23 protein-coding genes are annotated in these 26,393 nt (G+C 42.1%); 14 read left to right on the forward strand and 9 right to left on the reverse strand.

Annotated elements, in window-relative coordinates:
- Positions 1-33: 33 nt before the first annotated feature.
- Positions 34-411: a hypothetical protein gene (locus tag DZC72_RS07185; RefSeq protein ID WP_125222161.1), complete on the reverse strand. Its 378-nt coding sequence runs from the start codon at positions 409-411 to the stop codon at positions 34-36.
- A 245-nt stretch (positions 412-656) separates the two neighbouring features.
- Here DZC72_RS07185 and DZC72_RS07190 point away from each other — a divergent pair, with 245 nt between their 5' ends.
- The 7 genes from DZC72_RS07190 to DZC72_RS07220 all read left to right on the forward strand — a co-directional run bounded on the left by DZC72_RS07190 (position 657) and on the right by DZC72_RS07220 (position 7,988).
- A complete protein-coding gene (locus DZC72_RS07190; protein ID WP_125222162.1) occupies positions 657-1,343 on the forward strand; it encodes a TetR/AcrR family transcriptional regulator in 687 nt (228 codons plus the stop codon).
- Positions 1,336-3,009 (forward strand): peptidase domain-containing ABC transporter, encoded by a 1,674-nt coding sequence (locus tag DZC72_RS07195; RefSeq protein WP_125222163.1) that lies wholly within the window; start codon positions 1,336-1,338, stop codon positions 3,007-3,009. The genes DZC72_RS07190 and DZC72_RS07195 overlap by 8 nt, the downstream gene beginning before the upstream one ends.
- Positions 3,010-3,013: 4 nt before the next feature.
- The gene (locus tag DZC72_RS07200) at positions 3,014-4,366 is read left to right on the forward strand and encodes an HlyD family secretion protein (RefSeq protein WP_125222164.1); all 1,353 of its coding nucleotides are present in this window, start codon (positions 3,014-3,016) and stop codon (positions 4,364-4,366) included.
- Positions 4,367-4,368: 2 nt separating this feature from the next.
- Complete coding sequence (locus DZC72_RS07205) at positions 4,369-5,775, forward strand: TolC family protein (RefSeq protein ID WP_125222165.1); 1,407 nt, start codon at positions 4,369-4,371, stop codon at positions 5,773-5,775.
- An 11-nt stretch (positions 5,776-5,786) separates the two neighbouring features.
- Positions 5,787-6,668, forward strand: a complete 882-nt coding sequence (locus DZC72_RS07210) for a YitT family protein (RefSeq protein WP_125222166.1) — start codon at positions 5,787-5,789, stop codon at positions 6,666-6,668.
- A gap of 105 nt (positions 6,669-6,773) precedes the next feature.
- Positions 6,774-7,142, forward strand: a complete 369-nt coding sequence (locus DZC72_RS07215) for a hypothetical protein (RefSeq protein WP_125222167.1) — start codon at positions 6,774-6,776, stop codon at positions 7,140-7,142.
- A 216-nt stretch (positions 7,143-7,358) separates the two neighbouring features.
- Positions 7,359-7,988, forward strand: coding sequence for a thioredoxin family protein (locus DZC72_RS07220; RefSeq protein ID WP_125222168.1), 630 nt, complete (start codon positions 7,359-7,361; stop codon positions 7,986-7,988).
- Here DZC72_RS07220 and DZC72_RS07225 read toward each other — a convergent pair.
- The 6 genes from DZC72_RS07225 to DZC72_RS07250 all read right to left on the reverse strand — a co-directional run bounded on the left by DZC72_RS07225 (position 7,971) and on the right by DZC72_RS07250 (position 13,477).
- Complete coding sequence (locus DZC72_RS07225; protein WP_125222169.1) at positions 7,971-8,696, reverse strand: energy transducer TonB family protein; 726 nt, start codon at positions 8,694-8,696, stop codon at positions 7,971-7,973. The genes DZC72_RS07220 and DZC72_RS07225 overlap by 18 nt on opposite strands.
- A gap of 80 nt (positions 8,697-8,776) precedes the next feature.
- Complete coding sequence (gene truB / locus DZC72_RS07230; RefSeq protein ID WP_394340624.1) at positions 8,777-9,475, reverse strand: tRNA pseudouridine(55) synthase TruB; 699 nt, start codon at positions 9,473-9,475, stop codon at positions 8,777-8,779.
- A 20-nt stretch (positions 9,476-9,495) separates the two neighbouring features.
- Positions 9,496-10,293, reverse strand: a complete 798-nt coding sequence (locus DZC72_RS07235) for an undecaprenyl-diphosphate phosphatase (RefSeq protein WP_125222170.1) — start codon at positions 10,291-10,293, stop codon at positions 9,496-9,498.
- 1 nt (position 10,294) lies between these two features.
- The gene (locus tag DZC72_RS07240; protein WP_099544652.1) at positions 10,295-10,558 is read right to left on the reverse strand and encodes a DUF3098 domain-containing protein; all 264 of its coding nucleotides are present in this window, start codon (positions 10,556-10,558) and stop codon (positions 10,295-10,297) included.
- A gap of 9 nt (positions 10,559-10,567) precedes the next feature.
- The gene (locus DZC72_RS07245) at positions 10,568-11,446 is read right to left on the reverse strand and encodes a cell division protein FtsX (RefSeq protein ID WP_125222171.1); all 879 of its coding nucleotides are present in this window, start codon (positions 11,444-11,446) and stop codon (positions 10,568-10,570) included.
- 153 nt (positions 11,447-11,599) lie between these two features.
- A complete protein-coding gene (locus DZC72_RS07250) occupies positions 11,600-13,477 on the reverse strand; it encodes a T9SS type B sorting domain-containing protein (RefSeq protein ID WP_125222172.1) in 1,878 nt (625 codons plus the stop codon).
- 191 nt (positions 13,478-13,668) lie between these two features.
- Between DZC72_RS07250 and DZC72_RS07255 the strand changes: the two genes are divergently transcribed.
- The 3 genes from DZC72_RS07255 to DZC72_RS07265 all read left to right on the forward strand — a co-directional run bounded on the left by DZC72_RS07255 (position 13,669) and on the right by DZC72_RS07265 (position 19,292).
- Positions 13,669-17,094, forward strand: a complete 3,426-nt coding sequence (locus DZC72_RS07255; protein ID WP_125222173.1) for a leucine--tRNA ligase — start codon at positions 13,669-13,671, stop codon at positions 17,092-17,094.
- Between the two features lie 257 nt (positions 17,095-17,351).
- Entirely contained in the window at positions 17,352-18,452 is a 1,101-nt protein-coding gene (gene ald, locus DZC72_RS07260) for an alanine dehydrogenase (RefSeq protein WP_125222174.1), read from the forward strand.
- A 144-nt stretch (positions 18,453-18,596) separates the two neighbouring features.
- Complete coding sequence (locus DZC72_RS07265) at positions 18,597-19,292, forward strand: zinc metallopeptidase (protein ID WP_125222175.1); 696 nt, start codon at positions 18,597-18,599, stop codon at positions 19,290-19,292.
- A gap of 141 nt (positions 19,293-19,433) precedes the next feature.
- Here the strand turns inward: DZC72_RS07265 and DZC72_RS07270 are convergent, their stop codons facing one another.
- Together DZC72_RS07270 and DZC72_RS07275 are read right to left on the reverse strand one after the other, a co-directional pair.
- Positions 19,434-19,904, reverse strand: a complete 471-nt coding sequence (locus DZC72_RS07270) for an Lrp/AsnC ligand binding domain-containing protein (RefSeq protein WP_099544477.1) — start codon at positions 19,902-19,904, stop codon at positions 19,434-19,436.
- A 54-nt stretch (positions 19,905-19,958) separates the two neighbouring features.
- Positions 19,959-21,332: a saccharopine dehydrogenase family protein gene (locus DZC72_RS07275; protein ID WP_125222176.1), complete on the reverse strand. Its 1,374-nt coding sequence runs from the start codon at positions 21,330-21,332 to the stop codon at positions 19,959-19,961.
- A 163-nt stretch (positions 21,333-21,495) separates the two neighbouring features.
- Between DZC72_RS07275 and DZC72_RS07280 the strand changes: the two genes are divergently transcribed.
- From DZC72_RS07280 to pckA, 4 genes are all read left to right on the forward strand, one after another.
- On the forward strand, positions 21,496-21,885 hold the full coding sequence (locus DZC72_RS07280; RefSeq protein ID WP_125222177.1) for a DUF423 domain-containing protein: 390 nt from the start codon (positions 21,496-21,498) through the stop codon (positions 21,883-21,885).
- A 10-nt stretch (positions 21,886-21,895) separates the two neighbouring features.
- On the forward strand, positions 21,896-23,365 hold the full coding sequence (locus tag DZC72_RS07285) for an SLC13 family permease (RefSeq protein ID WP_125222178.1): 1,470 nt from the start codon (positions 21,896-21,898) through the stop codon (positions 23,363-23,365).
- Positions 23,362-24,492: a glycerate kinase gene (locus DZC72_RS07290; RefSeq protein WP_125222179.1), complete on the forward strand. Its 1,131-nt coding sequence runs from the start codon at positions 23,362-23,364 to the stop codon at positions 24,490-24,492. Before DZC72_RS07285 ends, DZC72_RS07290 begins: the two co-directional genes overlap by 4 nt.
- A gap of 259 nt (positions 24,493-24,751) precedes the next feature.
- Positions 24,752-26,368: a phosphoenolpyruvate carboxykinase (ATP) gene (gene pckA / locus DZC72_RS07295; RefSeq protein ID WP_125222180.1), complete on the forward strand. Its 1,617-nt coding sequence runs from the start codon at positions 24,752-24,754 to the stop codon at positions 26,366-26,368.
- The last annotated feature ends 25 nt before the right edge of the window (positions 26,369-26,393 follow it).

Below are 26,393 nucleotides of genomic sequence, written 5' to 3' on the forward strand. Positions count from 1 at the left end.
ATAAGGGCAGAGGCACTTATCTATGAGGAGGGACTAATTCGTAGCTACGGTCGATTTGCTTCTCAAATCAAGGTATTGCAACTCGCCATCCTCAAGGGCTTGAGTCATATCGGCCTTAACATATTTATACGTATTAAAGAATTTTTTTCCATTGACCGATGTAAGCTTGGCCATTCCATCGTCCAGTAATTCCACAACCTTTACCTTGACATCGTCAAGACCTTTATAATCGGCAACGCCTCCACGTTTTATGATAAAATTTGCCTTTGGAAAATGAATGTGGTCAAAGGGCAGGTTGCTGCTTTTTTGAATACTGAATATATCTCCAACCTTAATTTCGGCCGATTCTGTTTGGGAAAAAGCACCAAAAGAGACTAAAAATAATGTTAATAATGATAATAAATGTTTCATAGTTCTTTCATTTTTGGGTTAATAATCAGGTTGTTAAACCAGTCTGATAGGACCTGAAAATAAATATTTGAAAAATATTCATCTTTTAATTTACCATATTCTCAGAATATCCCCATCAAACTTTCAATTCAAAAATATAAAACCCTTTGGATATAAAAGTATAACTTCTGTTAAAAAAGGTTAAACTTTCAATATATAATAGTAATGCTATTATATTAGCGGGTGTTAATTATTAAAATTTTGGAATGGAAGAGCTTTTTCAAGGTGTAAAAATTCGCGTGAACGACAAGTTGTTTGTCAAAGATCCAGAATCTTCGGAACTGGGAAAATCCATTGTAAAGATGAGTATTGTAATGATGGGGGAGCTTGGTTTCGAAAAATTTAATTTTAGAAAATTGGGCGAGAGAATTGGATCGAACGAAAGTTCCATTTACCGCTATTTTGAGAACAAACACAAATTGTTGCTTTATTTGACCTCTTGGTATTGGGGTTGGATGGAGTACCAACTGGTATTCGCCACACACAACATTCCAGAGCCCAATGATAAATTGACAAAGGCCATCTATATGATTACGCGCGAGATTACCGAAGATTCCAATTTTTCCCACATCAATGAGGTATTGTTGAACCAAATCGTAATTAACGAATATTCCAAATCCTATTTGACCAAAGAGGTAGACGAGGAAGATAAGGAAGGATATTTTGCCAGCTACAAGCGCTTGGCAAAAAGGTTGAGTGAAATGATCAGGCAATACAATCCAGATTATAAATACCCTTCTAGTTTGGCCAGTACCATTTTAGGCGGTGCCCTGCACCAACATTTTCTTAAGGACCACTTTTCTTCCATGACGGATTGTGGCGGTGATATAACACCTACTGAATATTTAACAAACTTGGTTTTCAATGTTTTAAAACAAGACTCAAATGAATAAAGAGGTATTGACCCCTTGGCAAAGGCTACTGGGTATGTTGCGTTTGGATAAGCGAGATGTCTTTCAAATTTTCTACTACGCTATCTTTGCGGGTCTTGTGAGTCTTTCCCTTCCGCTAGGAATTCAGGCCATTATCAATTTGATTCAAGGTGCTCAGATCAGTACTTCATGGATCGTGCTAGTAGTTCTGGTTACTTTAGGGGTAGTTTTCGTTGGTATATTGCAGTTAATGCAGATACGTATTATTGAAAACCTTCAGCAAAAAATATTTACAAGGGCGTCTTTCGAGTTCGCCTATAGATTTCCCAAAATAAAAATGAAGGAACTCTATAATTATTATCCGCCAGAGCTGGCCAATCGTTTTTTCGATGTCCTTACGATTCAAAAATCGCTATCCAAGGTATTAATTGATTTTCCGGCTGCCCTGTTGCAAATAATCTTTGGTTTATTGTTGCTGTCTTTTTACCACCCATTCTTCATAATCTATGGTATTTTGTTATTGGGACTTATTTATGTGGTATTCAGGTTCACCGCAAAGAAGGGTTTGGATACCAGTTTGGATGAATCCAAGAACAAATACAAAGTGGCCCATTGGATACAGGAGGTCGCAAGGTCCATCATAAGCTTTAAGCTTTCAGGTAGAACTTCCCATGCAATTGACAAAAATGACAAACTAGTTTCCAAATATTTGGAAGCCAGGGAAAGCCATTTTAGGATTTTGGTCATACAATTGATTCAAATGATCGGTTTTAAGGTATTGGTTACTGCCGGATTACTTTTGATTGGTGGATTGTTGGTCTTGAATCAAGAAATGAATATAGGCCAATTTGTTGCAGCGGAAATCATAATTCTACTGGTTATAAATTCCGTCGAGAAATTGATATTGGGCCTAGAAACATTTTATGACCTGCTTACTTCCCTGGAAAAAATGGGACAAGTAGTGGATAAGGAATTGGAGACGCAAGATGGGGAAAGACCTTTTGTAGAAGGGGAGGGTTTTAACATAGAATTGGATAATGTGCATTATAGCCTGCCCGATACCGGCAAAAAGGTCCTCAACGGCATCAATCTAACAATCACACCCAAAAGTATAATACATTTAAAAGGGGGACGCAATTCTGGCAGGACGAGCTTTTTAAGGGTAGTAGCCGGTATTCTGGAACCCGATTCCGGTGGAGTCTATGTCAACAATGCCTCTTTAAAGGGCATGAACCTAAATTTTTATCGTTCTCACGTTGGGCAATCCTTATTGGAGGAATCCCCTTTTGAGGGAACCATTCTTGATAATATAACTTTTGGGGACAAGTCGATTTCTGAAGAACAGATATATTGGGCCATGGAAAAAGTAGGGCTGACCAGTTTTGTCAAGGAACAACCTAATGGGATTCAAACGATTATTTATCCGGAAGGCAAGCAGATTCCATATACCATTTCAAAAAGAATCGTACTGGCCAGAAGTATTGTAATCAAGCCTAAGTTGCTAGTGTTAAAGGATCCCTTGGATCAGATAGGCAAAGAGGAAGCGGAAAAAATAATCCAGTTTTTGACAGACCCTACAAATGGATGGGCACTTTTAGTAGTTAGTGAGAACGATTTATGGTCCAAGTACTGCAATGGTGTGGTTACTTTGGAAAAGGGTAAGGTTGTAAACGAAAAATATAAATAAGGTTATGTTGAACATTTCACACAATAAACTAAATAAAAGTGTTTCCATTGAGCACTTTATTTCTGTGCAAAAAGTGTTTCATCAGAGACACTATAAGCATTTCAACAGATTCCTTTTGACTTTTGCCATCATTGGAGTTATAATACTTTTTTTGCCCTGGACTCAGAATATAACGGGAACGGGTTCTGTAACTACCCTGACACCCGATCAACGCCCACAGACGATTCAATCCCCTATTCCAGGTAAAATAGAGAAGTGGTTCGTACGGGAGGGGGACTACGTAAAAAAAGGGGATACCATACTGTTTATTTCGGAAATTAAAAATGAATATTTTGATCCAAGATTGGTGGAAAGAACCGGCAATCAGTTAAAGGCAAAAGAGGCCTCGGTAAATTCATACCAAGGAAAGGTAAAGGCACTCAATGTACAAATCGAAGCCTTGGTCAAGGAACGGGGACTCAAATTGCAACAGGCCCAAAATAAGCTGTTGCAGGCCAAACTTAAGGTTCAGAGCGATAGTATCGACCTGGAAGCGGCAAAGACAAATATTTTAATAGCCCAAAGACAGTTCGATCGTACACAACAACTGGAAAGTGAAGGTTTAAAGGCGGTTACCGATGTTGAAGAGAAGCGAATGAAACTTCAAGAGGCTCAGGCAAAATTGATATCCCAAGAAAATAAACTTCTGGCGGCCAAGAATGAGGTAATCAATTCTGAGGTTGAAATCAACAGGGTACAGGCGGAGTATACGGACAAGATATCCAAGGCCCAGAGCGATATGTTTACGGCCCAGTCAAATCAATTTGATTCTGAGGCACAGGTCAATAAGTTGGAGAGTGAAGTGACCAATTATGAAATACGGAACGATCTATATTACATCCGTGCTCCGCAGAATGGTTTTATAAACAAGGCTATTCAGGCGGGAATTGGGGAGACCTTTAAGGAGGGTGATCGATTGGTGGGTATCATGCCTTCAGATTACGATGTAGCCGTAGAGACATTTGTAGAACCCATTGACCTTCCATTGATTCATTTAGGGGAAAAAATTAGAATTCAGTTCGATGGTTGGCCTGTGATTGTATTCAGTGGCTGGCCCAATGTATCCTATGGAACCTACGGGGGTAAGGTCGTTGCCATAGAAACCTTTATAAGTTCCAATGGAAAATATCGTATTCTGGTAGCTCCTGACGAAGATGATCATCCTTGGCCAGACGCCATACGGGTGGGTTCTGGCGCAAGAACCATTGCCTTGCTGGAGGATGTTCCTATTTGGTTTGAACTATGGAGACAGTTAAATGGATTCCCTCCCAATTATTACCAACCTGAGGGAGCACAAGGGGAACCGGTCAAAAAATAAATATGAACAAGTATTTTATCCTAAGCCTACTTTTTTGTAGTAGTTTTTTGGTGAATGGACAGCAGAGCGATACGTTGGTCCTTAAGTTCAACGAATATCTTGGGTATGTCAAAAGGTTCCATCCCATTGCCAAACAGGCAGAATTGGCCTTGAGTTCAGGACAGGCCAATCTCTTAAAGGCGAGGGGCGGTTTTGACCCAAAGTTGGATGTGGACTACGAACGAAAGGATTTTAAGGGTACGGAATACTATGACCGTTTAAACGCAACTTTTAAGATACCCACGTGGTACGGCATTGAACTCAAGGGAAACTTTGAACAAAATGAGGGAGCATTTATAAATCCGGAGGAATCCGTTCCTGAAAATGGACTCTACAGTGCCGGGGTAGCGATGTCCTTGGGACGTGGTTCGTGGATAAACGAACGTATGGCGACCCTAAAAAGGGCCAAGTTTTTTAGGGAACAAAGTAAGGCCGACCGTGATTTGCTGGTCAACCAAATCCTTTTCGATGCGTCCCTGGCCTATTTTAAGTGGTTACAGGCTTATAGGGACAGTAAGGTGTACTCCAATTTTCTGGATAACGCGCAAATTCGGTTTGTGGGAATTAAAAGGAGTGCCATTGCAGGAGATATACCGGCCATTGATACGGTAGAGGCCAAAATTGCCGTTCAAAATAGGGCCCTTGAATTGGAGCAGGCAAAGGTTACCTTGGTCAACCAATCTATGGAACTGTCCAACTTTTTATGGTTGGGGGACAATATACCCGTAAACTTACAACCCAATGTCATTCCAGAAGAGGATCTTGATATGGAGATAGACCAGACTTTTGAGATATTGGGCAAACCCCTTGACAGTTTCTCGTTAGAAAATCATCCAAAATTGAAAAGCCTTGGCTTTAAGGTAGATGGACTGCGGGTGGATAAACAATTGAAAACGAACAAGCTCCTACCAGCCATCGACCTTGAGTACAATCTTCTTACGGAAACACCAGAATTTGCAAATTCATTTCAAACGGATTTTTACAAGGGTGGGGTAACCTTTCAGTTACCTTTGTTTCTAAGAAAGGAGCGTGGTGACTTAAGATTGGCCAAAATCAAATTACAAGATGCCCAGTTCGAATTGGACAATGCTGAAGTGGCAATTCAGAACAAGGTAATAGCCATATACAATGAGTTGGACTCATTTGATAATCAAAACCAACTGATACAGGATATTGTCACAAACTATCAAAGCCTTTTGACCGCCGAGGAGCGCAAGTTCAGTTTTGGGGAAAGTTCCCTTTTCCTTATCAATTCAAGGGAAAGCAAATTGATAGATGCTGTGCTAAAACAAAATGCCGTACAGAACAAATACTATACGGCCAAGGCAAAGCTTTTTAACAGTTTGGCGGTAAACCCTGAAAACCTTTAAAGATTCTTTTCATGGCACAATCTCCGTTTAATATTGGTCCCAATGTAAAATTATTGGTGAAGGATACTTTTTTTTTGGCAGGTGGAATCCTATCCGCGGCCTTTGGACTGGAAAGTTTCCTTTTGCCAAACCAATTCATTGATGGAGGTGCCACAGGTATTTCCCTACTAATGGCAGAAGTCTATGAAATACCTTTATATGTTCTGATCATTTTGGTCAATATTCCGTTCATTTTTTTAGGCTATAAGGTCATAGGAAGACAGTTTACCATCAAGACTTCTTTGGCCATTATGGGTTTGGCCCTGGTTTTGGTAACCTTGGATTTTCCTGAAGTCACTCAGGACAAACTTTTGGTTGCTGTATTTGGAGGTTTCTTTCTTGGGGCGGGAATAGGGCTATCAATCCGTGGGGGTGGCGTTCTTGACGGTACTGAAATCCTGGCTATCTATCTCAGTAGAAAGCTGGGAACTACCATAGGAGACATTATTATACTTATTAACATCTTGGTATTTATGGCAGCGGCCTATCTACTTTCCGTAGAATCTGCACTGTATTCGATGCTGACGTACTTGGCGGCATCTAAGACATTGGACTTTGTAATAGAAGGTATCGAGGAATATACCGGGGTTACCATTATATCGGATTCAAGTGAGGAGCTTCGGGAAATGATCACGAACGTTTTAGGAAGGGGAGTAACCATATATCAGGCAAAAGGGGGCTACGGAAAAAATGGTGTACACAATGAGTATGATGTGCTTTTTACGGTCATTACAAGATTGGAGATAAGAAAATTGAATATTGAAATCTCAAAAATCGACCCCAAAGCCTTCGTGGTTATGAGTAAAATAAACGATACGAGGGGAGGGATGATAAAGAAAAGGACTATAAAATGATAGTAATACTATCAAAAAAGAAAGTTTAACACTCAATTAACGTAGTAAGTATTTTAAATCTGTTGCTTCGACATTATCTTTGCATCATATTATTAATTAAATATTATGAAGAATAATTTTTATTTTTTGTTGATTTCGTGTGTAACTTTTTCAATGGTCCATGCCAACGACGTGGATCGAAATGTTGAACTTATAAATAGCGAAGGTTCCATAGTATGCAAGTTAATGGACTCTAATGGCCTAAGCGGCACCCCCCAATTCACTCTAAATGAGGGATTATCCTTGACCGAGGTAGAACATGAGGTAGATTTAGGTTTTGATCCCTACCTGTTTCTTTCACCGGATTTTGATCCTTATTTTGGAATGGAGTTAAACCTTGATTCGCTAAACCCCCTAGAGGAAGAAGAAGTAATTTTGGATTTTGATACTTCCCTTTATTTGCCTAAGAATTTTAACCCTTATTCGGGTATTTGAGTTTTGTTTGGTTTGGTTGGTTTGGGCTGGTCTTGACTCTTCTTTAAGACCAGCCTTTTTTTATTTTTACTGCCAAAGTACCTAATATCCATAGGCCTATCTTGAAATTAAAACATATATTCTACGAACGCCTTCTAGACCTGTTCTTAGATGATTTACTTAAAATGATATTATTGGATTGTAAGGTTTGCGGTATATTTCCAACCAATAAACTCAATGTCAATTTTCATTCATATGGACGTATTTGAGAAAACATCTTTGGCCCAAGCCCTTAAAGTAGCCTTTACCTATCAACAATATTCGGACCTCATGACAACCATGGCGAACGAGGGAAAGTCTACAGGAGAAGCACCTACGGATGCCTATATAAATTATACAAAGTTGAACGCACGGAGAATGCAGCGATGGGACAAGACCCTTACATTTTCTGAAGCCGATATAGACTCCATACAATCTTTTTCCTACGAAGTGAATTGGTTGGTATTTACTGAAAGTTGGTGCGGTGACGCATCTCCCGCACTGCCCGTAATGCACAAGATTACAGAAATCAACCCCAATATTGCGTTGAAAATTATTCTAAGGGATGAACATCCAGAACTCATGCAACGGTTTTTAACGAACGGCGCATGGTCCATTCCCAAGCTCGTCCAGCTTGAACCTCAAACCAATAGAATTTTAGGGACCTGGGGCCCCCGTTCTACTAAAGCGACCCAACTGGTTGAAGCTTTTAAAATGGAGCATGGGACCTTGACCGCTGCGTTCCGGGAAAGCCTTCAAATATGGTATAATAAGGATAAGGGGCAGAGTATCCTTGAGGATCTGTTGTTGCTACTTGCCTTGAAATAGATACGTAATCGTGCCTTTTTGACTTGGTTTATCGGAAGTGCTAAATTGCGCCTTATAAGCATAAGCAATAGCATTATCCACAAGGCAGCCGTTGGATGTTCCGGAACTTTTTTCATTGAAACTGGCATCCGTCACTTGACCTAGGTTATTCACCTCTATATTGACAACTACTTTTCCGCCTTCTATACAGGTATATATTGGTGGAGGTAATCGGTATCCATTTCTATCGACCAACGAGAAGGAAATGGAGGTACGCCTTTCGGCCAAATAGTTCGTGTATTCCTCCTTTTTTGCTTCCTTTTCACCGAGCATTTGCTTTTTTTCCTCCCTTTTTTTTGCCAGTTCCTTGACCCTCTCCACAAAATCCCCATCAGACATAAGGTTTTCGGCAAGTTCCCCATTATTTTCCATGGCCCTTTCCTCCATAATTTCCTCCAAGGTCTGCAAGGGTTCCGGGTTGTCAACACTGGGTTTGGCAGTTTCGTTAAAGGCCATATGACTTTTTATGGCTTCGGCCTTGGCAAGTTCTTCAAGGATCTCCTGCTCTTCCTCTGTAAGTTCTTCGGGTTCTTCCAAGACCATTTCCACCACATAGTCGTCATCATCTTCCTCTTGGCCGCCCAAGTGGATATTGTATAACGTCAAGACAACGATACCCATGGAAAATAGGGTAATCAAAAAGGATAAATGTTGTCTGTTGAAATTCATGTGTATATAACCGATTTTTTCTAAAAATATTTCAGTAAATCGACGAACGGGAATTTACTAAAAATCCATCGATATAACGATTACTGCAAAATCCGTTCCGATAAATCCGATGGATCCTGGGCTATATTTACGGTAAAATCACCTATTTTGGTTCTTCTGAGCTTGGACAGATGCCCGCCCGAATCCAAGGCCTTTCCAAAATCGTGGGCAATGGAACGTATATAAGTTCCTTTGCTGCAGGAGATTCTAAAGTCGACTTCGGGCAATCGAACATCCGTTATTTCAAAGGAATGGATCAATACCTTTCTCTTTTGGATGGGAACGTCCCTCCCTTCCCTGGCATATTCGTACAAGCGCTTCCCGTCTTTTTTAATGGCCGAAAAAACCGGAGGGGCCTGCTCAATCTCCCCTATAAATTGGGATGTGGTTCTAGTAATCAGGTCTTCGGTAATATGGGCTGTAGGGAAACGTTCGTTTATTTCGGTTTCCAAATCAAAGGAGGGCGTCGTGCCGCCCAACGTGATCGTGCCTGTATATTCTTTGGATTGTCCCTGATATTCTTGAATTTTTTTGGTAAACTTCCCGGTACAGATAATTAAAAGTCCGGTAGCGAGAGGATCTAAGGTACCTGCATGGCCAATCTTGATTCTTTTAAGGCCGAATTTTTTCCGGATGGCCCATTTTAACTTGTTCACCGCCTGAAAGGAGGACCACCCCAAAGGCTTGTCTATGAGTATAAGCTGACCATTCAAATAATCTTCCTTGGTCAAGATTTCCATTACGGTTTCTGTTTTATGGATTACCTATTCGTTAGTCCGTAGATGATGGCAATAAGCCCAACAATCAGGCAGTAGATGGCGAAGTAGGAAAGTTTGCTTTTACGAACAAGGCGGATCATCCAGGTACATGCGGCCAATCCTGCAATAAAAGCGGCTAAAAAGCCTGCTCCCATAGCCAAATTGTTTTCTCCGTTCAATGTGAGTTCGCCACCCATTAGGTCCTTTGCAATTTTACCGAATATCAGCGGCACCACCATCAAAAAGGAAAATCTAGCGGATTTGGATTTGTCTACGCCCAACAGTACGGAGGTAGAAATAGTGGCTCCACTCCGCGAAATTCCTGGCAACATGGCGATGGCCTGGGAAACTCCAATGATAAACGCACTACCAAAGCCAACCTTTTTACCGGTATCCTTTGCTTTATCGGCAAAATATAATAGTATGGCGGTTATAAGCAACATAAAACCAACGAACATAACATTGCCCCCAAAAAAGGCTTCCAACTGCTTCTCAAAGAAGAGGCCTACAAAAACGGCGGGTAACATGGAAACGATGATTTTGGCAGTGAATTGACTTTCCTCGTTCCATTTAAATTGAAATAGTCCTCTAAGGATTTCCCAAACATCCTTTCTAAACACCACTATGGTACTTAAAGCCGTGGCGAAATGTAATACTACGGTAAACAATAAACTTTCCTCGGGAACGGAGTTGTCGCCCAAAATAGCCTTGCCCAATTCCAGATGTCCGCTTGAGGAAACGGGCAGGAACTCGGTCAGCCCTTGAACGATTCCGAGAATGATTGCGTCTAAAATATCCAAATTAGTCTTTCTTTTTGTGAGGATTCAATAATATGGCGTAGACCTCTATTCCCAGTCCTATCAAGACTAGGGTAGGTGCCAAACGGATTCTTCTAAAATTAAAGATTTCCGGATTAAAAACGTTCGGGTCATCGCTACCGCCGCCACTCATCAATATAAATCCCAATGCTAAAAACGCAACGCCAATGAACATGAAGAGGTAATTTTTTTTCTGAAAAATAAATTCACGTCTTGGGGCCTGTTCCACTTTGTCCTTTTTGCTCATAGGGCAAATTTAATAATATAATTCGTCTGTTCTTAGATTTAAGAAACGTTGGGTGGCAAAGTATGTGCTGAGCAAGGAAATAATCATCCCCAAAAGAAACACACCTACTAAAAGAATCACTAGTATCATGGGGTCTTCCAAAAGTCCCAAATCTTGAAAATTGGTGTTTACATAATAGATGACCCCCGCTATGGCAATAAGTGCAATGAGGGCCCCCAACATTCCCAACTTTATGTTCTGCCAGATAAATGGTTTGCGAATAAAACTCTTGGTGGCCCCAACCATTTGCATGGTCTTGATAATAAAGCGTTTGGAATAAATGGATAGTCGTATGGAGCTGTTGATCAACAAAACCGCGATTACGGTAAAAATGGCACTGGCAACTAAAATCCAAAACCCTATTTTTTCTACGCTCTTGGCGACCATACTTACCAATACACGGTCATAGCTTACCTCGTCCACATAGCTTTTTTCTTCAAGGGTGGCTGCGATTTCCGCAACCTTCTCCGCGGTGACAAAATCGGCATTTAATTTAACATCTATGGAATTCTTGAGCGGATTATAACCCAAATAATCCACAAAATCCTCTCCTATCTCCTTGCTGTGTTGGGCGGCCGCTTCCTCTTTGGATACATAGGTGGCAGACTTGGTGTATTCAGACATCGCCAAGGTTTTCTGCAATTGTTCCACCTCCATATCCTTCGCATCCTCTTTTAAAAATACGGAAATAGTAATCTGCTCTTTGGAACGATCGGCCATTTTTTTGGTGTTAAGTACCAGAAGACCTAGGATACCCAATAGAAACAACACCAAGGCAATACTCAATACGACCGAGAAATAGGACGAAATCAATTTTCTTCTCTGATATCTTTCAAATGCTTTGCTCATAAGTAACCGATAGTGATGTAAAAATAGAAAAGTAATGTGACATGAGCCATAACAAATCGTGATACGCAACTAGAAGTTGCATAGGGAATTAGATATGACCGACAAATAAAAATAAAAACGAACAGATACAATGAATCATGAAACCCAAAACTATCATCGCTTCAAGGTAAAATGCCCGGTACGTACCAAGGTGTCCAATTTTATACGGTACCAATAATCCGATTCGGGCATGGGCGACCCCAAAAAGTTTCCGTCCCAAGAGGCATTGCCACCGCTGCCAAATTTTAACAATTTCCCATACCGATCAAAGATGGAAAGCTCCACATGGTTAAAGGACTCGATTCCTTCCGGAATTAAAAAGTCATTGGAGGTATCCCCATTCGGTGTAAAGAAATTGGGGACAACAATATGTAGATAATCGGTCGTGATGATGCCGCAGTTGGTCTTGTCCCTAATGGAAATGGTATACGGTCCTCCCGTAACTGATTCAAAAACGGGGCTGTCCTGAAAATTAATTCCATCTAAGGAATATTCAAAACCCCCAGAATTTTGGGTGGCAACGATGATGGAGCGTCCGTTGGAAGTAATCGAATCCAATCTAGGTGCATCGATCTGTTCCAAAATAATGGTTCGCGTGTTGGAGCATCCATTTACATCCGTTACGGTAACGGAATACTCTCCTGGAGCGCTAACGGAAATATCACGCGTTGACGCTCCAGTACTCCAGGCATAGGTTACGTTATCTATTTCAGCAGATAACATTGCCGCATCTCCCTCGCAAAAAGTTACCTTGCTATCAAAAACGGGGGGTAAAGGATTAAAGGTCAGGGTGACTGCAGTTCTGGAATTCGAAGGACAATCAACTTCACTTGAATTTGCTTCTGCGTAATATGTACCGGCAACTGTTGGGGAGATTTCCCTTCTGTTTTCAAAAAGCAGGTTGCCTCCCGCAGGGGCATCGTACCAATTTACCGTATAAATTTGCGGACTTTGTACGGATACTATAGCGGTTTCATTTTCGCAGGCGACTCTATTTCCATTGCTTATTGGCGGCGGCGGAATGGGTACGATATTGATCTCGAATACATCCGATAGCACATTACAAAGATCATTGGACACGTTGATGGCATCTTCCGCAACTTTTACACGGTAAAAACGGGTCGAATTTACCAGTGGGGTGGTAAAGGTATTGGACGTTTCACCGGGAATGTCGGTCCAAACTTGATTATCTGTACTTTCCTGCCATTGGTAGGCATGGGTCGAAAAAATGGAATTGTCTGGATTGGCCATCAAGGTTGCGCCAATAGCCCCTTGGTTCTCACAAGTAATGATAAAATCTTCCGATTGGTCTGTGGTGACCGATACGGAATCCCCACAGGATTTAAATACGATATCGTCTATGGCGAGGTCATTTCCACATCCACCATTACTATTGTTTCGCATTTTGAGGATAACGGAAGTCTGTCCTGGTAGCGTTTGAAAGACCAGTGCATATTGTTCCCACTCGGCGTTTGTACGTGCTGGAATATTTCCCGTATCTCCTTGGGCCAAAAGATTTGTATCTGTCTCGTCCCATATCTGAAATCGTACGTTTACAGGGATACTATTTCCCTCACACCCTCCTTGGGGCTGTAAGTTTACCAACCAAGATGAAAACTCGTAGGTGGTATTTTCGCAAAGACCTACCACCTGTCTTTGATAAAACTCGCCGGCCGTAAAACTTGCGTTGACAATAAATGCCTTTCCATTATTGTCTCCAGGAGTATGGTCCTCTAAATTCTGCCAGTCAAAATAATTGGTAGTGCTGGAAATGGTATAGTCACCGTCGTTGGGCGTTCCTGTGGTAAAATTATAGGTGGTGGTTCCTGGTGGTAATGCGGGGCCATCTACAATACCAGAACCAAAGTCTTCGGTAAAAATAGGGTCTCCGGAACTACCAGTACAAAAACCGAGCTGGGCCCTTCCTTCCAAAGAGACCAAAAATAGGAAGAGAAGAAAACAAATAAAGTATTTGGGACTTAGTGTATTCACGGAATTAAAGATACGGTTTTGGTATAGAAAGTACCGGTTTTTTAGTTCAATGAAGTTATAGGTGTAATTCGTCAATATCTTTTCAACTTTCGTCGAATAGGCCTATTTTTGTGCCCTAACAAAACTAAGGTCCAAAATGATAAAGCCGTATGGCATAAATTGGTTTGGACCAACCATATAGTACAGAGATAATGAATTACAATTTCAATGAAATTGAGGCCAAATGGCAAAAATATTGGGCGGATAATCAAACCTTTAAAGCCGAAAATGTATCGGACAAGGAGAAGTTCTATGTGTTGGATATGTTTCCCTATCCTTCTGGGGCCGGACTCCACGTAGGCCATCCGTTGGGGTATATCGCAAGTGATATCTATGCCCGTTATAAGAGACACAAAGGATTTAATGTTTTGCATCCGCAGGGATATGACTCCTTTGGTCTGCCGGCGGAACAATATGCCATTCAAACCGGGCAGCACCCTGCCATTACTACCGAGGCGAACATCAAAACCTACAGAAGGCAGTTGGACCAATTGGGGTTTTCCTTTGATTGGAGTAGGGAGGTACGTACTTCGGATCCTAGCTATTATAAATGGACCCAGTGGATTTTCATTCAATTGTTCAATTCCTGGTACAATACCGATGCCGATAAGGCCGAGGATATAGAGACGCTGATCAAGATTTTTGAAACCGAAGGTAATAAAAGCGTCCATGCAGTTTGTGATGATGATACTCCAATTTTTTTAGCGGAGGATTGGAATTCTTTTTCTTCCAAAGAAAAACAGGAGATTCTATTAAAATATAGGCTTACATATTTAGCCGAAAGTGAGGTCAACTGGTGTCCGGCTTTGGGGACCGTGCTCGCCAATGATGAAATTGTGAACGGAGTTTCTGAGCGTGGGGGACATCCCGTTATCCGAAAGAAAATGACGCAATGGAGCATGCGCATCACCGCTTATGCCCAGCGATTGTTGGATGGGCTGGACAAAATCGACTGGCCACAGCCTCTAAAGGATTCCCAGACCAATTGGATCGGGCGTTCTGAAGGAGCCTCGGTAACTTTCCCCATCCTAACCTTCCCCATAGGGGAAGGAACCAAACCGGGTTATTTAACGGGCGGAAACAATTCACATTTATTATTGGAAAGGGCCAAGGAAATGAGAAATAATCCTACTGCAGCCGAGTCAGTTTTATGGGATGGTTTAAAATCTAAGCAACTGGGCTTCAAATTTAGGAGACAACACTTAATAGCCGACTACATTGTAGATTTTGTGTGTCTTTCCAAAAATTTGGTGATAGAGGTCGATGGTGGTATCCATGATTCACAAATAGAAGCCGATGCATCCAGAACAGAAGTGTTAAATCAGCAAGGATTTGAAGTCCTACGGTTTAGAAATGAAGAGGTGATAGGCGATCTGGATACCGTTTTAACTAAAATTCAAAGGAATTTAAATGAACGCAATATTCCCCCATTGGGGGCTAGGGGGATTGAAGTTTTCACCACCCGCCCCGATACCATTTTTGGGGTTTCTTTCATGACCCTGGCACCGGAGCATGAATTGGTGTCCCAAATCACCACCCCTGAACAAAAAGCTGAGGTTGAGGCCTATATCGAGGCTACGGCAAAGCGCTCCGAACGCGACCGTATGGCGGATGTAAAGACGATTTCAGGAGCCTTTACCGGGGCGTATGCCGAGCATCCTTTTACCAAGGAACCCGTACCTATTTGGATCGGTGATTATGTATTGGCGGGTTATGGTACGGGAGCGGTGATGTCCGTTCCCTGCGGCGACCAGCGCGATTACGATTTTGCGACCCATTTTGGGATAGCTATTCCTAACATATTCGAGGGAGTGGATATTTCCGAAGAAGCTTATGCCGAAAAATCCGGATTTGTATTGAAGAATTCTGGGTTTTTGAACGGATTGGGGTACAAGGAAGCTGCCAAAATGGCCATAGCCGAATTGGAAAAATTGGGTCAGGGTAAGGGCAAAGTGAACTACCGTTTGCGCGATGCCGTCTTTAGCCGTCAACGCTATTGGGGCGAACCCTTTCCGGTCTATTATGATGCCGATGGTATACCTCAGATAATCGAAACTCAATATTTGCCCATTACCTTACCGGAAGTAGAAAAGTACCTGCCTACGGAAACAGGGGAACCACCTTTAGGCAATGCTACGGAGTGGGCTTGGGACACTAAAAATAATGAAGTGGTATCCAATGAGCGCATAGACCATAAAATCGTTTTTCCCTTAGAGTTGAACACCATGCCGGGTTGGGCGGGGAGTTCCCAGTATTTCAATCGCTATATGGACCCGCATAACGACGAGGCCATTTTCTCTCAAGAAGCCATCAACTATTGGCAGGATGTGGATCTATACATAGGCGGTAGCGAGCATGCGACAGGCCATTTGCTGTATTCCCGTTTCTGGCAAAAGTTCATGTTCGACAAAGGTTTGGTGCCCAAAGATGAGTTTGCCAAAAAACTCATCAATCAGGGGATGATTACTGGTGAAAGTGCATTTGTAAACATTATTGAGGGAAGATTAAGAAATGGCAATGAAGATATAAGTGGACAATGCCAAATTATTGTGAGCAAAGAACTGTATGAAAGCTTAGAAAAAAATGAGGGGAGCTTAGGTCAACTACCGAAAAAAATATCGTCTTTCTTGGATGAAAGACTGAGTTATCACCAAGATTTTAATCCTGACAATAGTGAATACGATAAATATTACAAAGCCTTTAAATCGACTCAAATAAATGTTGATTTTGTTAATCTTAAAAATGAATTTAGATTTTTAGACTTAAAGGATGATGCTAGGTTGTCGGAAATTGGAAGTGCACACTTTTTTGATGGTGAAAATATTATACCGAATGAAAAAATGACCAAAGAAACTTTGGGGAAAGTTTATCGTGAGGTTGAAAAAATGTCCAAATCCAAATACAATGTGGTCAATCCAGATGCCATTTGTGAAGAATATGGGGCGGACAGTCTACGGTTGTACGAAATGTTCCTGGGGCCTTTGGAGCAGTCCAAACCTTGGAACACGGCAGGGATTACGGGGGTGCATTCCTTCTTGAAAAAACTTTGGAGGCTTTATCACTCCGGTCCTAACGGAGAATTTTATGTAACGGACACCCCTCCATCGGAGGGGCAGGGGGAGGCTTTAAAAACCCTTCACAAAACCATCAAAAAGGTAGAGGAGGATATTGAAAACTTTAGTTTTAATACCTCGGTATCGACCTTTATGATCTGTGTCAACGAATTGTCAGCGCAGAAATGCAATTCCAGGGCCATCTTGGAACCTTTGGCCATTTTGGTTTCGCCCTATGCGCCACATATCGCGGAGGAACTTTGGGAGCAATTGGGCCACACGGAGTCCATTTCCACAGCACCTTTCCCAAAATTCGAGGAAAAGTATCTGGTGGAAAGCAGCAAGGAATACCCCATTTCCTTCAATGGGAAGATGCGCTTTAAACTGGAACTTCCTATGGACATGGGCAAAGAGGAAATCGAAGCGGCTGTTATGGCCCATGAAAAAACCCAACAACAATTAGAAGGGAGAACCCCTAAGAAGGTCATCGTAGTTCCTGGGAAAATTGTAAACATTGTTGGCTAAAAGGATCTTCAACCCCGCCAAGTACTAAAAGGCAACCAGTAACATTATTCACGCCCTCCTTCTTTAGGGGTATACTAAAGCGGGAGGGTGTTTTTTTTAATATTTTATTTATTTTTTTGAATATCCCCCCATAAAAATTAGGGGTAAGTATCTAAGAATTGTATTTAATAAGTATTAACCCTTCCTTTTATCGAATAATTGTTCTATAAAAATTAAAATTATCGCACCTTTACCCCATAATTTTAAATTTGATCATTATGATTGTGGGTATTCCAAAAGAGATTAAGAACAACGAAAGCAGGGTTGGCATGACACCGGCCGGTGTTTTTGAATTGGTAAAAAACAACCATACCGTATATGTGCAATCTGGCGCGGGGAAAGGAAGCGGCTTTTTCAATAAAGACTATCAACAGGCTGGGGCCGTTATTTTGGATACTATTGGGCAAGTATATGCCATGAGTGAAATGATCGTAAAGGTCAAGGAACCCATAGAAGAAGAGTATGAACTGATTCAGGAAGGGCAAATATTGTTCACCTATTTTCACTTTGCCTCCAGCGAGGCACTTACGAAGGCCATGATCCGACGGAAGGCCATCTGTATCGCTTATGAAACGGTGGAAGACGAAGATGGAACCTTGCCTTTGTTGACACCAATGTCCGAAGTGGCAGGTAGAATGGCCATTCAGCAAGGAGCAAAATATTTGGAAAAACCAGTCAAGGGGCGAGGCGTACTTTTAGGAGGCGTTCCCGGAGTGGCTCCCGGTAGGGTATTGGTGTTAGGTGCCGGTGTCGTTGGGATACAAGCTGCTAAAATGGCAGCCGGTCTTGGCGCGCATGTAACCATTTTGGATATCAATATGAAGCGTTTGCGCTATGTAAACGATGTGATGCCACCACACGTAGTGACCGAATTTTCGAACGAATTCAATATTAGAAAACATATAAAGACCCATGATTTAATCATTGGTGGGGTACTTTTAAAGGGAGCAAAAGCTCCAAACTTAATCACTAGGGACATGCTAAAGGACATGCGACCCGGTACCGTAATCGTGGATGTGGCGGTAGACCAAGGCGGATGTGTTGAAACTACTAGGCCAACTACTCACGAAGATCCAGTATATATTATTGACGACGTGGTGCACTATTCCGTAGCGAATATGCCTGGTGCCGTTCCATATACCTCTACCATGGCATTGACCAATGTTACCTTGCCATATGCGCTCAAACTTGCCAATCTCGGTTGGGAAGCGGCTTGTAAGAAGGATGCTTCCTTGGAAAAGGGATTGAACATTGTGTCTGGTAAAGTGGTTTATGAAGAAATAATTGAGGCCTTTGGATGGAAAGAAGCCTTTGCCTAAACGTACAAATTGTCAGATTTTAAAGACCCCATCAGCTCGTGTATATTAAATTACGGGTTTGGCGGGGTTTTTGCTTTTCAGTAATCGATTCCTGTAGAGAATGGAATCTTATGTATATTTATTGAAACTAAAAATTGAAACGTTATGATGGGATATTATATATTAATCGGTGCTATCGCTTTGGTAAGTTGGCTGGTCAGTAGCAGATTAAAAAGTAAATTCAAACATTATTCAAAAGTCCATTTACAAAATGGTATGAGCGGGGCCGAGATTGCCGAAAAAATGTTGTCAGATCACGGCATTCGTGATGTAAAGGTTATTTCTACTCCTGGTATGTTATCCGACCATTACAATCCTAAGAATAAAACTGTAAATTTAAGTGAAGGTGTTTATAATCAGCGAAATGCGGCTGCCGCGGCGGTTGCAGCGCACGAAGTAGGCCATGCCGTACAACATGCGCAGGCCTACGAGTGGTTGACCATGCGTTCCAAATTAGTTCCTGTGGTAAGTGTTACTTCCGGAATGTCTACATGGGTCGTTTTTGGCGGATTGGCCCTAGGTGCTGCAGCAGGTGTTGGATTCGGATATTGGGTGGCCGTAGCGGGATTGATAATGATGGGGATGGCTACCTTGTTCAGCTTTATTACACTTCCTGTTGAATATGATGCTAGTAACCGTGCTCTAGCATGGCTTAAAAGTAAGAATATGGTAACTCAATCTGAATATAAGGGTTCAGAAGATGCCTTAAAATGGGCGGCCAGAACCTATTTGGTAGCTGCTATTGGTTCCTTGGCTACCTTGGTCTACTGGGGACTTCAGGTTTTTGGAAGTAGGGATTAATCTATTCTATCAAAATAAAAAAGCCTTCCCAAATTTGGGAAGGCTTTTTTATATGATAAAATTTTGGGAAACCATCGGAATATGAGCCATTACCCTTTGGGAGGGTATTTTGATGGCCAACTCAAAAACCCCGATTGTGGGTTATATCGTTATTTGTCGGTCAATCTGTTGTGCCAGTGAAATGAAGGTTTCCGTTCTGGACACCCCTTCTATTTGTTGGATTTCCTTGTTGAGGACATGCATCAAGTGTTCGTTGTCCTTACAAAGAATTTTGATAAGGATGGACCAGTTGCCCGTAGTATAATGGCATTCCAAAACTTCGGGGATTTTCTCCAATTGTTTCACCGCAGCGGGATTGCTCATTGCTTTGTCCAAATAAATGCCGATATAGGCCATCGTAGTATAGCCCATGGCCCTAGGGTTGATAATGAACTTGGAACCGGCCAATAGTCCTGAAGCTTCCAGTTTGCGCAACCTTTGGTGTATCGCCGCCCCGGAAATACCGATGCTTCGGGCAATCTCCAACACCGGTTTACGGGCATCTTCCATTAAGAACCGTAAAATTTTTTTGTCGATACCGTCAATCTTGGTGTTCTTGTTATCGGACTTCATAATAATGATTTCAAATTGAAATCAAAATTACGTAAATACCTTGAATGTGTGAGTTTAACTCGCGACGGAATCGGGATTGTAACCCAAATAAGGAACTTCGTATTCCTTGAAGTTGATACCCAAGCCCTCCAATTCCTTGAGGATGGGTTGGTAGACTTCCTTGGTAATAGGGATTTGAACTCCGGGCGTGGTGATTTTTCCGTTCAGGATTTTTAAGGCGGCAATGGCTACGGGCAAGCCCACCGTTTTGGCCATGGCGGTATGCACCCTATCATCACCAATGACTACCAATTTGGAATCGATTTGTTTTTTTTCCCCGTTCAATTCGTAACCAAACTTATGGTACATGACAATCATATCCTTTTCCTTTTCGCCCAAGGTCCATTTGTCTTCCAAAATTTTCTGTAGTGCCTGTGCCGGAGTAGCATCAGGGATACCGATGGTCCTCGTTTTATCGAAAAGGTTCAGTTCCACTAGCTTTTCCCAAGTACTGTCGTCCTGATCTATTTTGAGATAATGCCTCAGTTTCAGTTCCACGGAATCCGTTGGGGAGTAGGGAAGAAAGAGATTGATAAATTCCCGATAGGTCATATTTTCCGAATCCTCGATAGTATAGGTGTCGTCCGTGGCCCCAAGTTGCACAAAAATGTTCCATGCCTTTGAGAACCCTACGCGCCGCATGGTACCCCTATAGATGGTGAGTGCATCCTGTAAGCCGTAGGCTTCCCGGTAATTGAGGGAATCCCTATTGGCATAGCCCTCAAACTTGCCATATCCCTCCACTTCAAAAAATTCCGTACGTCTAAATAATTTATGGTAGGGAATGTACTTGTACGTACCCTCCTGAATAAACTTGGCAGTTCCCCCTTGCCCGGCGAGGACCACATTTCTAGGGTTCCAGGTAAACTTATAGTTCCAAAGATTGTTATCAAACTCGGGTGCTACGAGTCCGCCGCAGAACGATTCGAACAACAGGATTTTTCCGCCTTTATCCCGTATACGGTCAATGACCTGCATGGCGCTCATATGGTCAATGCCTGGATCAAGCCCTATTTCGTTCATAAAGACCAAACCGCTTTCGGTGACTTTTTCGTTCAGTTTTTTAAGTTCTGGGCTGATGTAGGATGCCGTTACCAAATGCTTTTTGTACGTTAGACAGTCTTCCGCAATTTTGATGTGAAAGCGTGCCGGTAACATAGAAATTACCAAATCCGACGCTGCTATTGCCGATGTTCGCTCATCTTCTTTGAAGATATCCAAGGTGCGAACCGAGCAATTGGGGTGTGACTTAATATGCTCTGAAATGGAAGCCGTATCAAGGTCGGCAATGGTAATCTTTAGATTTTCAGAATCCGATTTTTCCAATAAATAATCCAACAAAAACGAAGTGGATTTACCTGCCCCTATAATCAAAATTTTTCGCACCATGCTTATTATGTACTTTTGAGTGTGATTGACTATACGAAGGTATCAATTTGTTACATATGTAAGAATACATATCGATAAAGTTATATAATTAACTTTAAATCGTTACTGAACAATTGAGTACCTTGTAAAGTGAACCTTAGTATTCCATATAGTTTTTGGTTAGATGAAAAAAATAATACTGATTACCGCTTCCCTTTTAGGATTTTTGGCGGTTGCTTTAGGTGCCTTTGGGGCACACGGGTTGGAGAAATTGGTAACTGCGGATGCCGTTGCTACTTTTGAAACAGGAGTTCGCTACCAAATGTATCACGCCTTTTTCCTGTTCATTTTGGGATCATTGCCCGGAATCAATGAAAAGTCCCAAAGGATAGTATACGGGCTGGTCTTGATCGGCGTGGTCTTCTTTTCATTTTCTATTTATCTCTTGGCCTTAAATGAAGTTACTGCATTTGATTTTAGGACCCTTGGGTTTATAACTCCCATTGGCGGAACATTTTTGCTGGCCGCATGGGTATATTTGGGAGTTCAAATCTATAAATCAACCCTAAAATGAAATATATTTTATGAACAAAACAAGATTAATGGGACTCTTTTTAGGCCCTCTTTCCTTTGTATTGATCCTTAGTTTTTTTCATCCGGAGGGATTGTCCAAGGAAGCGAACGCCGTTTTGGCATCCACGGCCTGGATTGCCATCTGGTGGATTACGGAGGCCATTCCCATTGCCGTTACGGCATTATTGCCCATAGTGCTTTTTCCGCTTTCGGGAGGGTTGGACCTTACGGCTACTTCGGGTTCTTTTGGGCATAAATATGTATTTCTCTATATGGGCGGTTTTGTCATCGCCATCGCTATCGAAAAATGGAACCTACACAAACGAATTGCACTTAACATTATCCATTTAATAGGTGCCGATATCCGAAAAATTATTTTGGGGTTTATGGTGGCGACGGCCTTTTTATCCATGTGGATTTCAAATACGGCAACGTCGGTCATGATGTTGCCCATTGGTCTGGCGATTATCAAACAATTAAAGGATAATCCGGCTACGGTGGAGGACGAGAACTTGTTGTTTGGAAAATCCCTGATGCTTGCCATCGCCTACAGTGCTTCCATTGGGGGAATGGCGACTTTAATTGGTACCCCTCCCAATTTGGTATTGGCTGGTGTGGTATTGGATACCTACGGTTATGAAATTACCTTCATGCAATGGTTCATGTTCGGGCTTCCCATTTCCGTGGTGCTGATTTTCATCTGTTGGAAATATTTGACACGGTTCGCTTTTTCCTTCAAACAAGTCGAATTCCCCGGAGGTAGGGCAGAAATAAAAAGACTTAAGAATGGCCTGGGGAAAATCACCTATGAGGAAAAATTGATAGCCCTGGTCTTTGGCGCTACGGCCTTTTGTTGGATTACACGTTCCTTTCTGTTACAGAAACTGTTACCGGGTCTGGACGATACCATCATCGCCATCTTTTTTGCCATTTTACTTTTCCTGATTCCGGCCAAAAAAAGGGGGGAGCAGCTGCTGAATTGGGACGAGGCCGTTAAAATGCCCTGGGGAATCATTTTACTTTTTGGTGGCGGTATGGCCTTGGCAAAGGGTTTTGATGAAAGCGGTTTGGCCGTATGGATCGGTGGGCAGATGACGTCACTGTCCGGACTCCCCATTTTCATTTTGGTATTGGTGTTGATCGCTGCGGTAAATTTCTTGACCGAGATCACCTCCAATCTGGCCACAACGGCGATGCTGTTACCCGTTTTGGCTCCCATGGCCCTTTCCATAGACGTACATCCGTTCGTTTTAATGGTGGGTGCCGCCGTGGCGGCCTCCTGTGCCTTTATGTTGCCCGTTGCTACCCCGCCCAATGCGGTGGTTTTCGGGTCCGGTTACCTACGGATTCCCGATATGGTCCGAAAAGGCTTTTTCATGAACATCATGTCCATCATCGTACTGAGCCTTTTCGTTTATTTTTTATTACCCCAGCTGTGGGACATTGTCATAAATGGATTTCCTGAAAACCTAAAGAAATGAGATTCCTGATCATCCCCGATAAATTTAAGGGTTCCATGACGAGCGAGGAAGTGTACCGATCGTTCAGAAGTGGAGTGGAGCAGGTTATAAGCGAGGCTTCTTTTCATTTTGTAAAGGCATCGGATGGAGGTGATGGTTTTTTGGACGCTATTTCAATGTATAAGGACTGCAAAAGGGTAGCTATGAAAACCCTAGATCCCTTGGGAAGGGAAATTTCCTCATACTATCTTTTGGATGCGAAATCCAAATCGGCCTTTATAGAATTGGCCAATAGCTCGGGCATGGAGCTTCTGGAACCTTCAGAACGAAACGCCTCCTTGACCTCGACTTTTGGTACGGGACAGCAGATCTGCGACGCCATAGAAAAAGGTGCCAAAAAAATATATGTCGGTTTGGGGGGCAGTGCTACGAACGATGGGGGAATTGGCATTGCGAATGCCTTGGGGTTCGAATTTTTGGGTTCTAACGGCAATCCGATGGAACCCATAGGAAAAAATTTAAGTGAGCTTCAAAGGATTGCTAAATCCGATAATTCTATAGAAATCAAAGGGATACAATTCTTTGCCATCAACGATGTCAAAAACCCGTTATTCGGAAAAGATGGGGCCGCTTTTGTATATGCCGCCCAAAAGGGTGCCGATGCTGCCATGATAATGGAGTTGGACAAAGGATTGCGAAATTTATCGGATGTATACGAAGGACAATTTGGTTCCGATTTCTCAGAAGTACCAGGTTCAGGAGCTGCCGGGGGAACCGGATTTGGTCTTAAGGCCTTTTTTGAGGCCGAGTTCCTCAGTGGGGTCGCTTTTATTTTGGAACTATCCGGCGTCAAGGACGTGTTGGATTCGGAGAAGTTTGATTATATCGTAACCGGTGAAGGCAAAATCGACGAACAGACACTTCAGGGAAAATTGATTCAAGGGGTTATGGAACTTGCCAACTGTTACAATATTCCAGTGCTGGCCGTTTGTGGTAAATTGGACGTTCCCATGGACAAGCTTACTTCAAGTGGCGTTAAGGATGTCATTGAAATTAGGGACCCCAACAAATCTTTGGAATATAATATGCAAAATGCCAAGAACCTACTTGAAAAGAAGGTATCGAAGTATTTTAAGGCCTTTTACTAAGCCCTTATTCGTTAAGAATACGGCCGTTTTAATTGTGTAATCGACAGAAAAACCATATTATTTTATCAATTTAAAAATATAAACTCTAAGAATTTACAGCTTGCTTAATAAATATTATGTATACCGATATTTATTTGTTGAAAATTCAATCATTCATCGTAGATTTCATATTTCTTGCCGATAAATACACGAATACCTCTTGATTTTCAAGGGCTTCAAGGTTAAATTTAATAGCTTTGAAGAAATAATTGTTCGAGTTATGCATAGTTCATTTTACAAATCGAAAACGATATCTTTAAAGAATTACGGAATTGACCACGATAATTTTCACTATCAAGAAACACCGGAAGCTCTTCAAAAGGCAACTATAGACCTTGGTATGGGGGTAGAGACCAAAAATGGCACCCTTGCCGTTAATACAGGGGAATTTACGGGAAGGTCTCCTCAAGACCGCTTTATTGTGAAGGACGATATTACCAAGGATAGAATTTGGTGGGGATCTGTAAATATTCCTTTTGAACCTGAAAAATTCAAGGCACTTTATGACAAGGTTATCGATTATTTGAATAATAAGGAACTTTTCGTGCGGGACTGCTATGCCTGTGCTGACCCAGAATATAAATTGAACATAAGGGTTATAAACGAATATCCATGGTCCAACATGTTCGCCTATAATATGTTTTTAAGACCAACGGAGGAGGATTTGGAGAATTTCAATCCCGAGTGGACGGTCATCAATGCACCGGGATTTATGGCCGATGCCCAAGTAGATGGAACAAGGCAACATAACTTCGCAATCCTGAACTTCACTGAGAAAGTTGCCTTAATTGGTGGCACTGGATATACAGGGGAAATTAAAAAGGGAATTTTTTCAGCCCTCAATTTTATTTTGCCAATATTCAAGGAGACCTTACCCATGCATTGCTCGTCAAATATTGGGGAGGATGGGGATACAGCGATATTTTTCGGCCTGTCCGGAACCGGAAAAACAACATTGTCCACAGATCCAAATAGGCGTTTGATCGGGGATGATGAACATGGGTGGACTAGTAGAAATACCGTGTTTAATTTTGAAGGAGGGTGTTATGCCAAGGTCATAAACCTGTCTCAAGAGCAGGAACCTGAAATTTATAATGCCATAAAACCGGGGGCCATACTTGAAAATGTCATTTTGGACAAGGATGGTAATGTGGATTATACAGATACCTCAATAACTCAAAACACTAGGGTAAGTTACCCAATCTACCATATAGACAACATTCAGCAGCCTTCCATTGGGAAAAATGTAAAAAACATATTCTTTTTGACCGCGGATGCATTTGGGGTACTGCCTCCAATTTCTAAGCTAACACCCAGTCAGGCCGCCTATCATTTCATTTCCGGTTATACCGCAAAAGTTGCCGGTACTGAAGCCGGGGTCGTGGAACCGCAACCTTCTTTTTCAGCTTGTTTTGGTGCACCGTTTATGCCTTTGCATCCCACTAAATATGCTGAGATGTTGAGTAAAAAAATGAAGGAAACAGGGGTGGCAGTCTGGTTGGTGAACACGGGTTGGACCGGTGGCCCATATGGAATTGGTACCCGTATGAAGTTAAAGTATACCCGTGCAATGATTAGCGCTGCACTCAATGGCGACCTTGGCCTGTATTCCTATGATACCTACCATATTCATTCCGTTTTTGGCGTGGCGCAACCCAGGGAATGTCCTGGAGTACCCACCAGCGTATTGAGTCCTAGGGCAACTTGGAACAATGATGAAAAATATTATACCACGGCCTTTAAGCTTTCCAATGCATTTAGGGAGAACTTTAAAAAGTTTGAAAAATACGCCAACGAGGAAATTAGACGCGGAGGACCACAGCGATACGCGTTTTGATTCGATAATCAAAAATAGAAAAACA

It is taken from the genome of Maribacter algicola (assembly GCF_003933245.1).
GTDB lineage: Bacteria > Bacteroidota > Bacteroidia > Flavobacteriales > Flavobacteriaceae > Maribacter > Maribacter algicola.

Excerpts from the sequence above, each read along its gene's own strand:
- DZC72_RS07275 (WP_125222176.1), bottom strand. The coding sequence starts at position 21,332 with ATGGTGCGAAAAATTTTGATTATAGGGGCAGGTAAATCCACTTCGTTT.
- DZC72_RS07185 (WP_125222161.1), bottom strand. The coding sequence starts at position 411 with ATGAAACATTTATTATCATTATTAACATTATTTTTAGTCTCTTTTGGT.
- DZC72_RS07240 (WP_099544652.1), bottom strand. The coding sequence starts at position 10,558 with ATGAGCAAAAAGGACAAAGTGGAACAGGCCCCAAGACGTGAATTTATT.
- DZC72_RS07205 (WP_125222165.1), top strand. The coding sequence starts at position 4,369 with ATGAACAAGTATTTTATCCTAAGCCTACTTTTTTGTAGTAGTTTTTTG.
- DZC72_RS07195 (WP_125222163.1), top strand. The coding sequence starts at position 1,336 with ATGAATAAAGAGGTATTGACCCCTTGGCAAAGGCTACTGGGTATGTTG.
- pckA (WP_125222180.1), top strand. The coding sequence starts at position 24,752 with ATGCATAGTTCATTTTACAAATCGAAAACGATATCTTTAAAGAATTAC.
- DZC72_RS07265 (WP_125222175.1), top strand. The coding sequence starts at position 18,597 with ATGATGGGATATTATATATTAATCGGTGCTATCGCTTTGGTAAGTTGG.
- DZC72_RS07220 (WP_125222168.1), top strand. The coding sequence starts at position 7,359 with ATGTCAATTTTCATTCATATGGACGTATTTGAGAAAACATCTTTGGCC.
- DZC72_RS07190 (WP_125222162.1), top strand. The coding sequence starts at position 657 with ATGGAAGAGCTTTTTCAAGGTGTAAAAATTCGCGTGAACGACAAGTTG.
- DZC72_RS07200 (WP_125222164.1), top strand. The coding sequence starts at position 3,014 with ATGTTGAACATTTCACACAATAAACTAAATAAAAGTGTTTCCATTGAG.
- DZC72_RS07285 (WP_125222178.1), top strand. The coding sequence starts at position 21,896 with ATGAACAAAACAAGATTAATGGGACTCTTTTTAGGCCCTCTTTCCTTT.
- DZC72_RS07290 (WP_125222179.1), top strand. The coding sequence starts at position 23,362 with ATGAGATTCCTGATCATCCCCGATAAATTTAAGGGTTCCATGACGAGC.
- DZC72_RS07280 (WP_125222177.1), top strand. The coding sequence starts at position 21,496 with ATGAAAAAAATAATACTGATTACCGCTTCCCTTTTAGGATTTTTGGCG.
- DZC72_RS07255 (WP_125222173.1), top strand. The coding sequence starts at position 13,669 with ATGAATTACAATTTCAATGAAATTGAGGCCAAATGGCAAAAATATTGG.
- DZC72_RS07225 (WP_125222169.1), bottom strand. The coding sequence starts at position 8,696 with ATGAATTTCAACAGACAACATTTATCCTTTTTGATTACCCTATTTTCC.
- DZC72_RS07245 (WP_125222171.1), bottom strand. The coding sequence starts at position 11,446 with ATGAGCAAAGCATTTGAAAGATATCAGAGAAGAAAATTGATTTCGTCC.
- DZC72_RS07215 (WP_125222167.1), top strand. The coding sequence starts at position 6,774 with ATGAAGAATAATTTTTATTTTTTGTTGATTTCGTGTGTAACTTTTTCA.
- ald (WP_125222174.1), top strand. The coding sequence starts at position 17,352 with ATGATTGTGGGTATTCCAAAAGAGATTAAGAACAACGAAAGCAGGGTT.
- truB (WP_394340624.1), bottom strand. The coding sequence starts at position 9,475 with ATGGAAATCTTGACCAAGGAAGATTATTTGAATGGTCAGCTTATACTC.
- DZC72_RS07210 (WP_125222166.1), top strand. The coding sequence starts at position 5,787 with ATGGCACAATCTCCGTTTAATATTGGTCCCAATGTAAAATTATTGGTG.
- DZC72_RS07270 (WP_099544477.1), bottom strand. The coding sequence starts at position 19,904 with ATGAAGTCCGATAACAAGAACACCAAGATTGACGGTATCGACAAAAAA.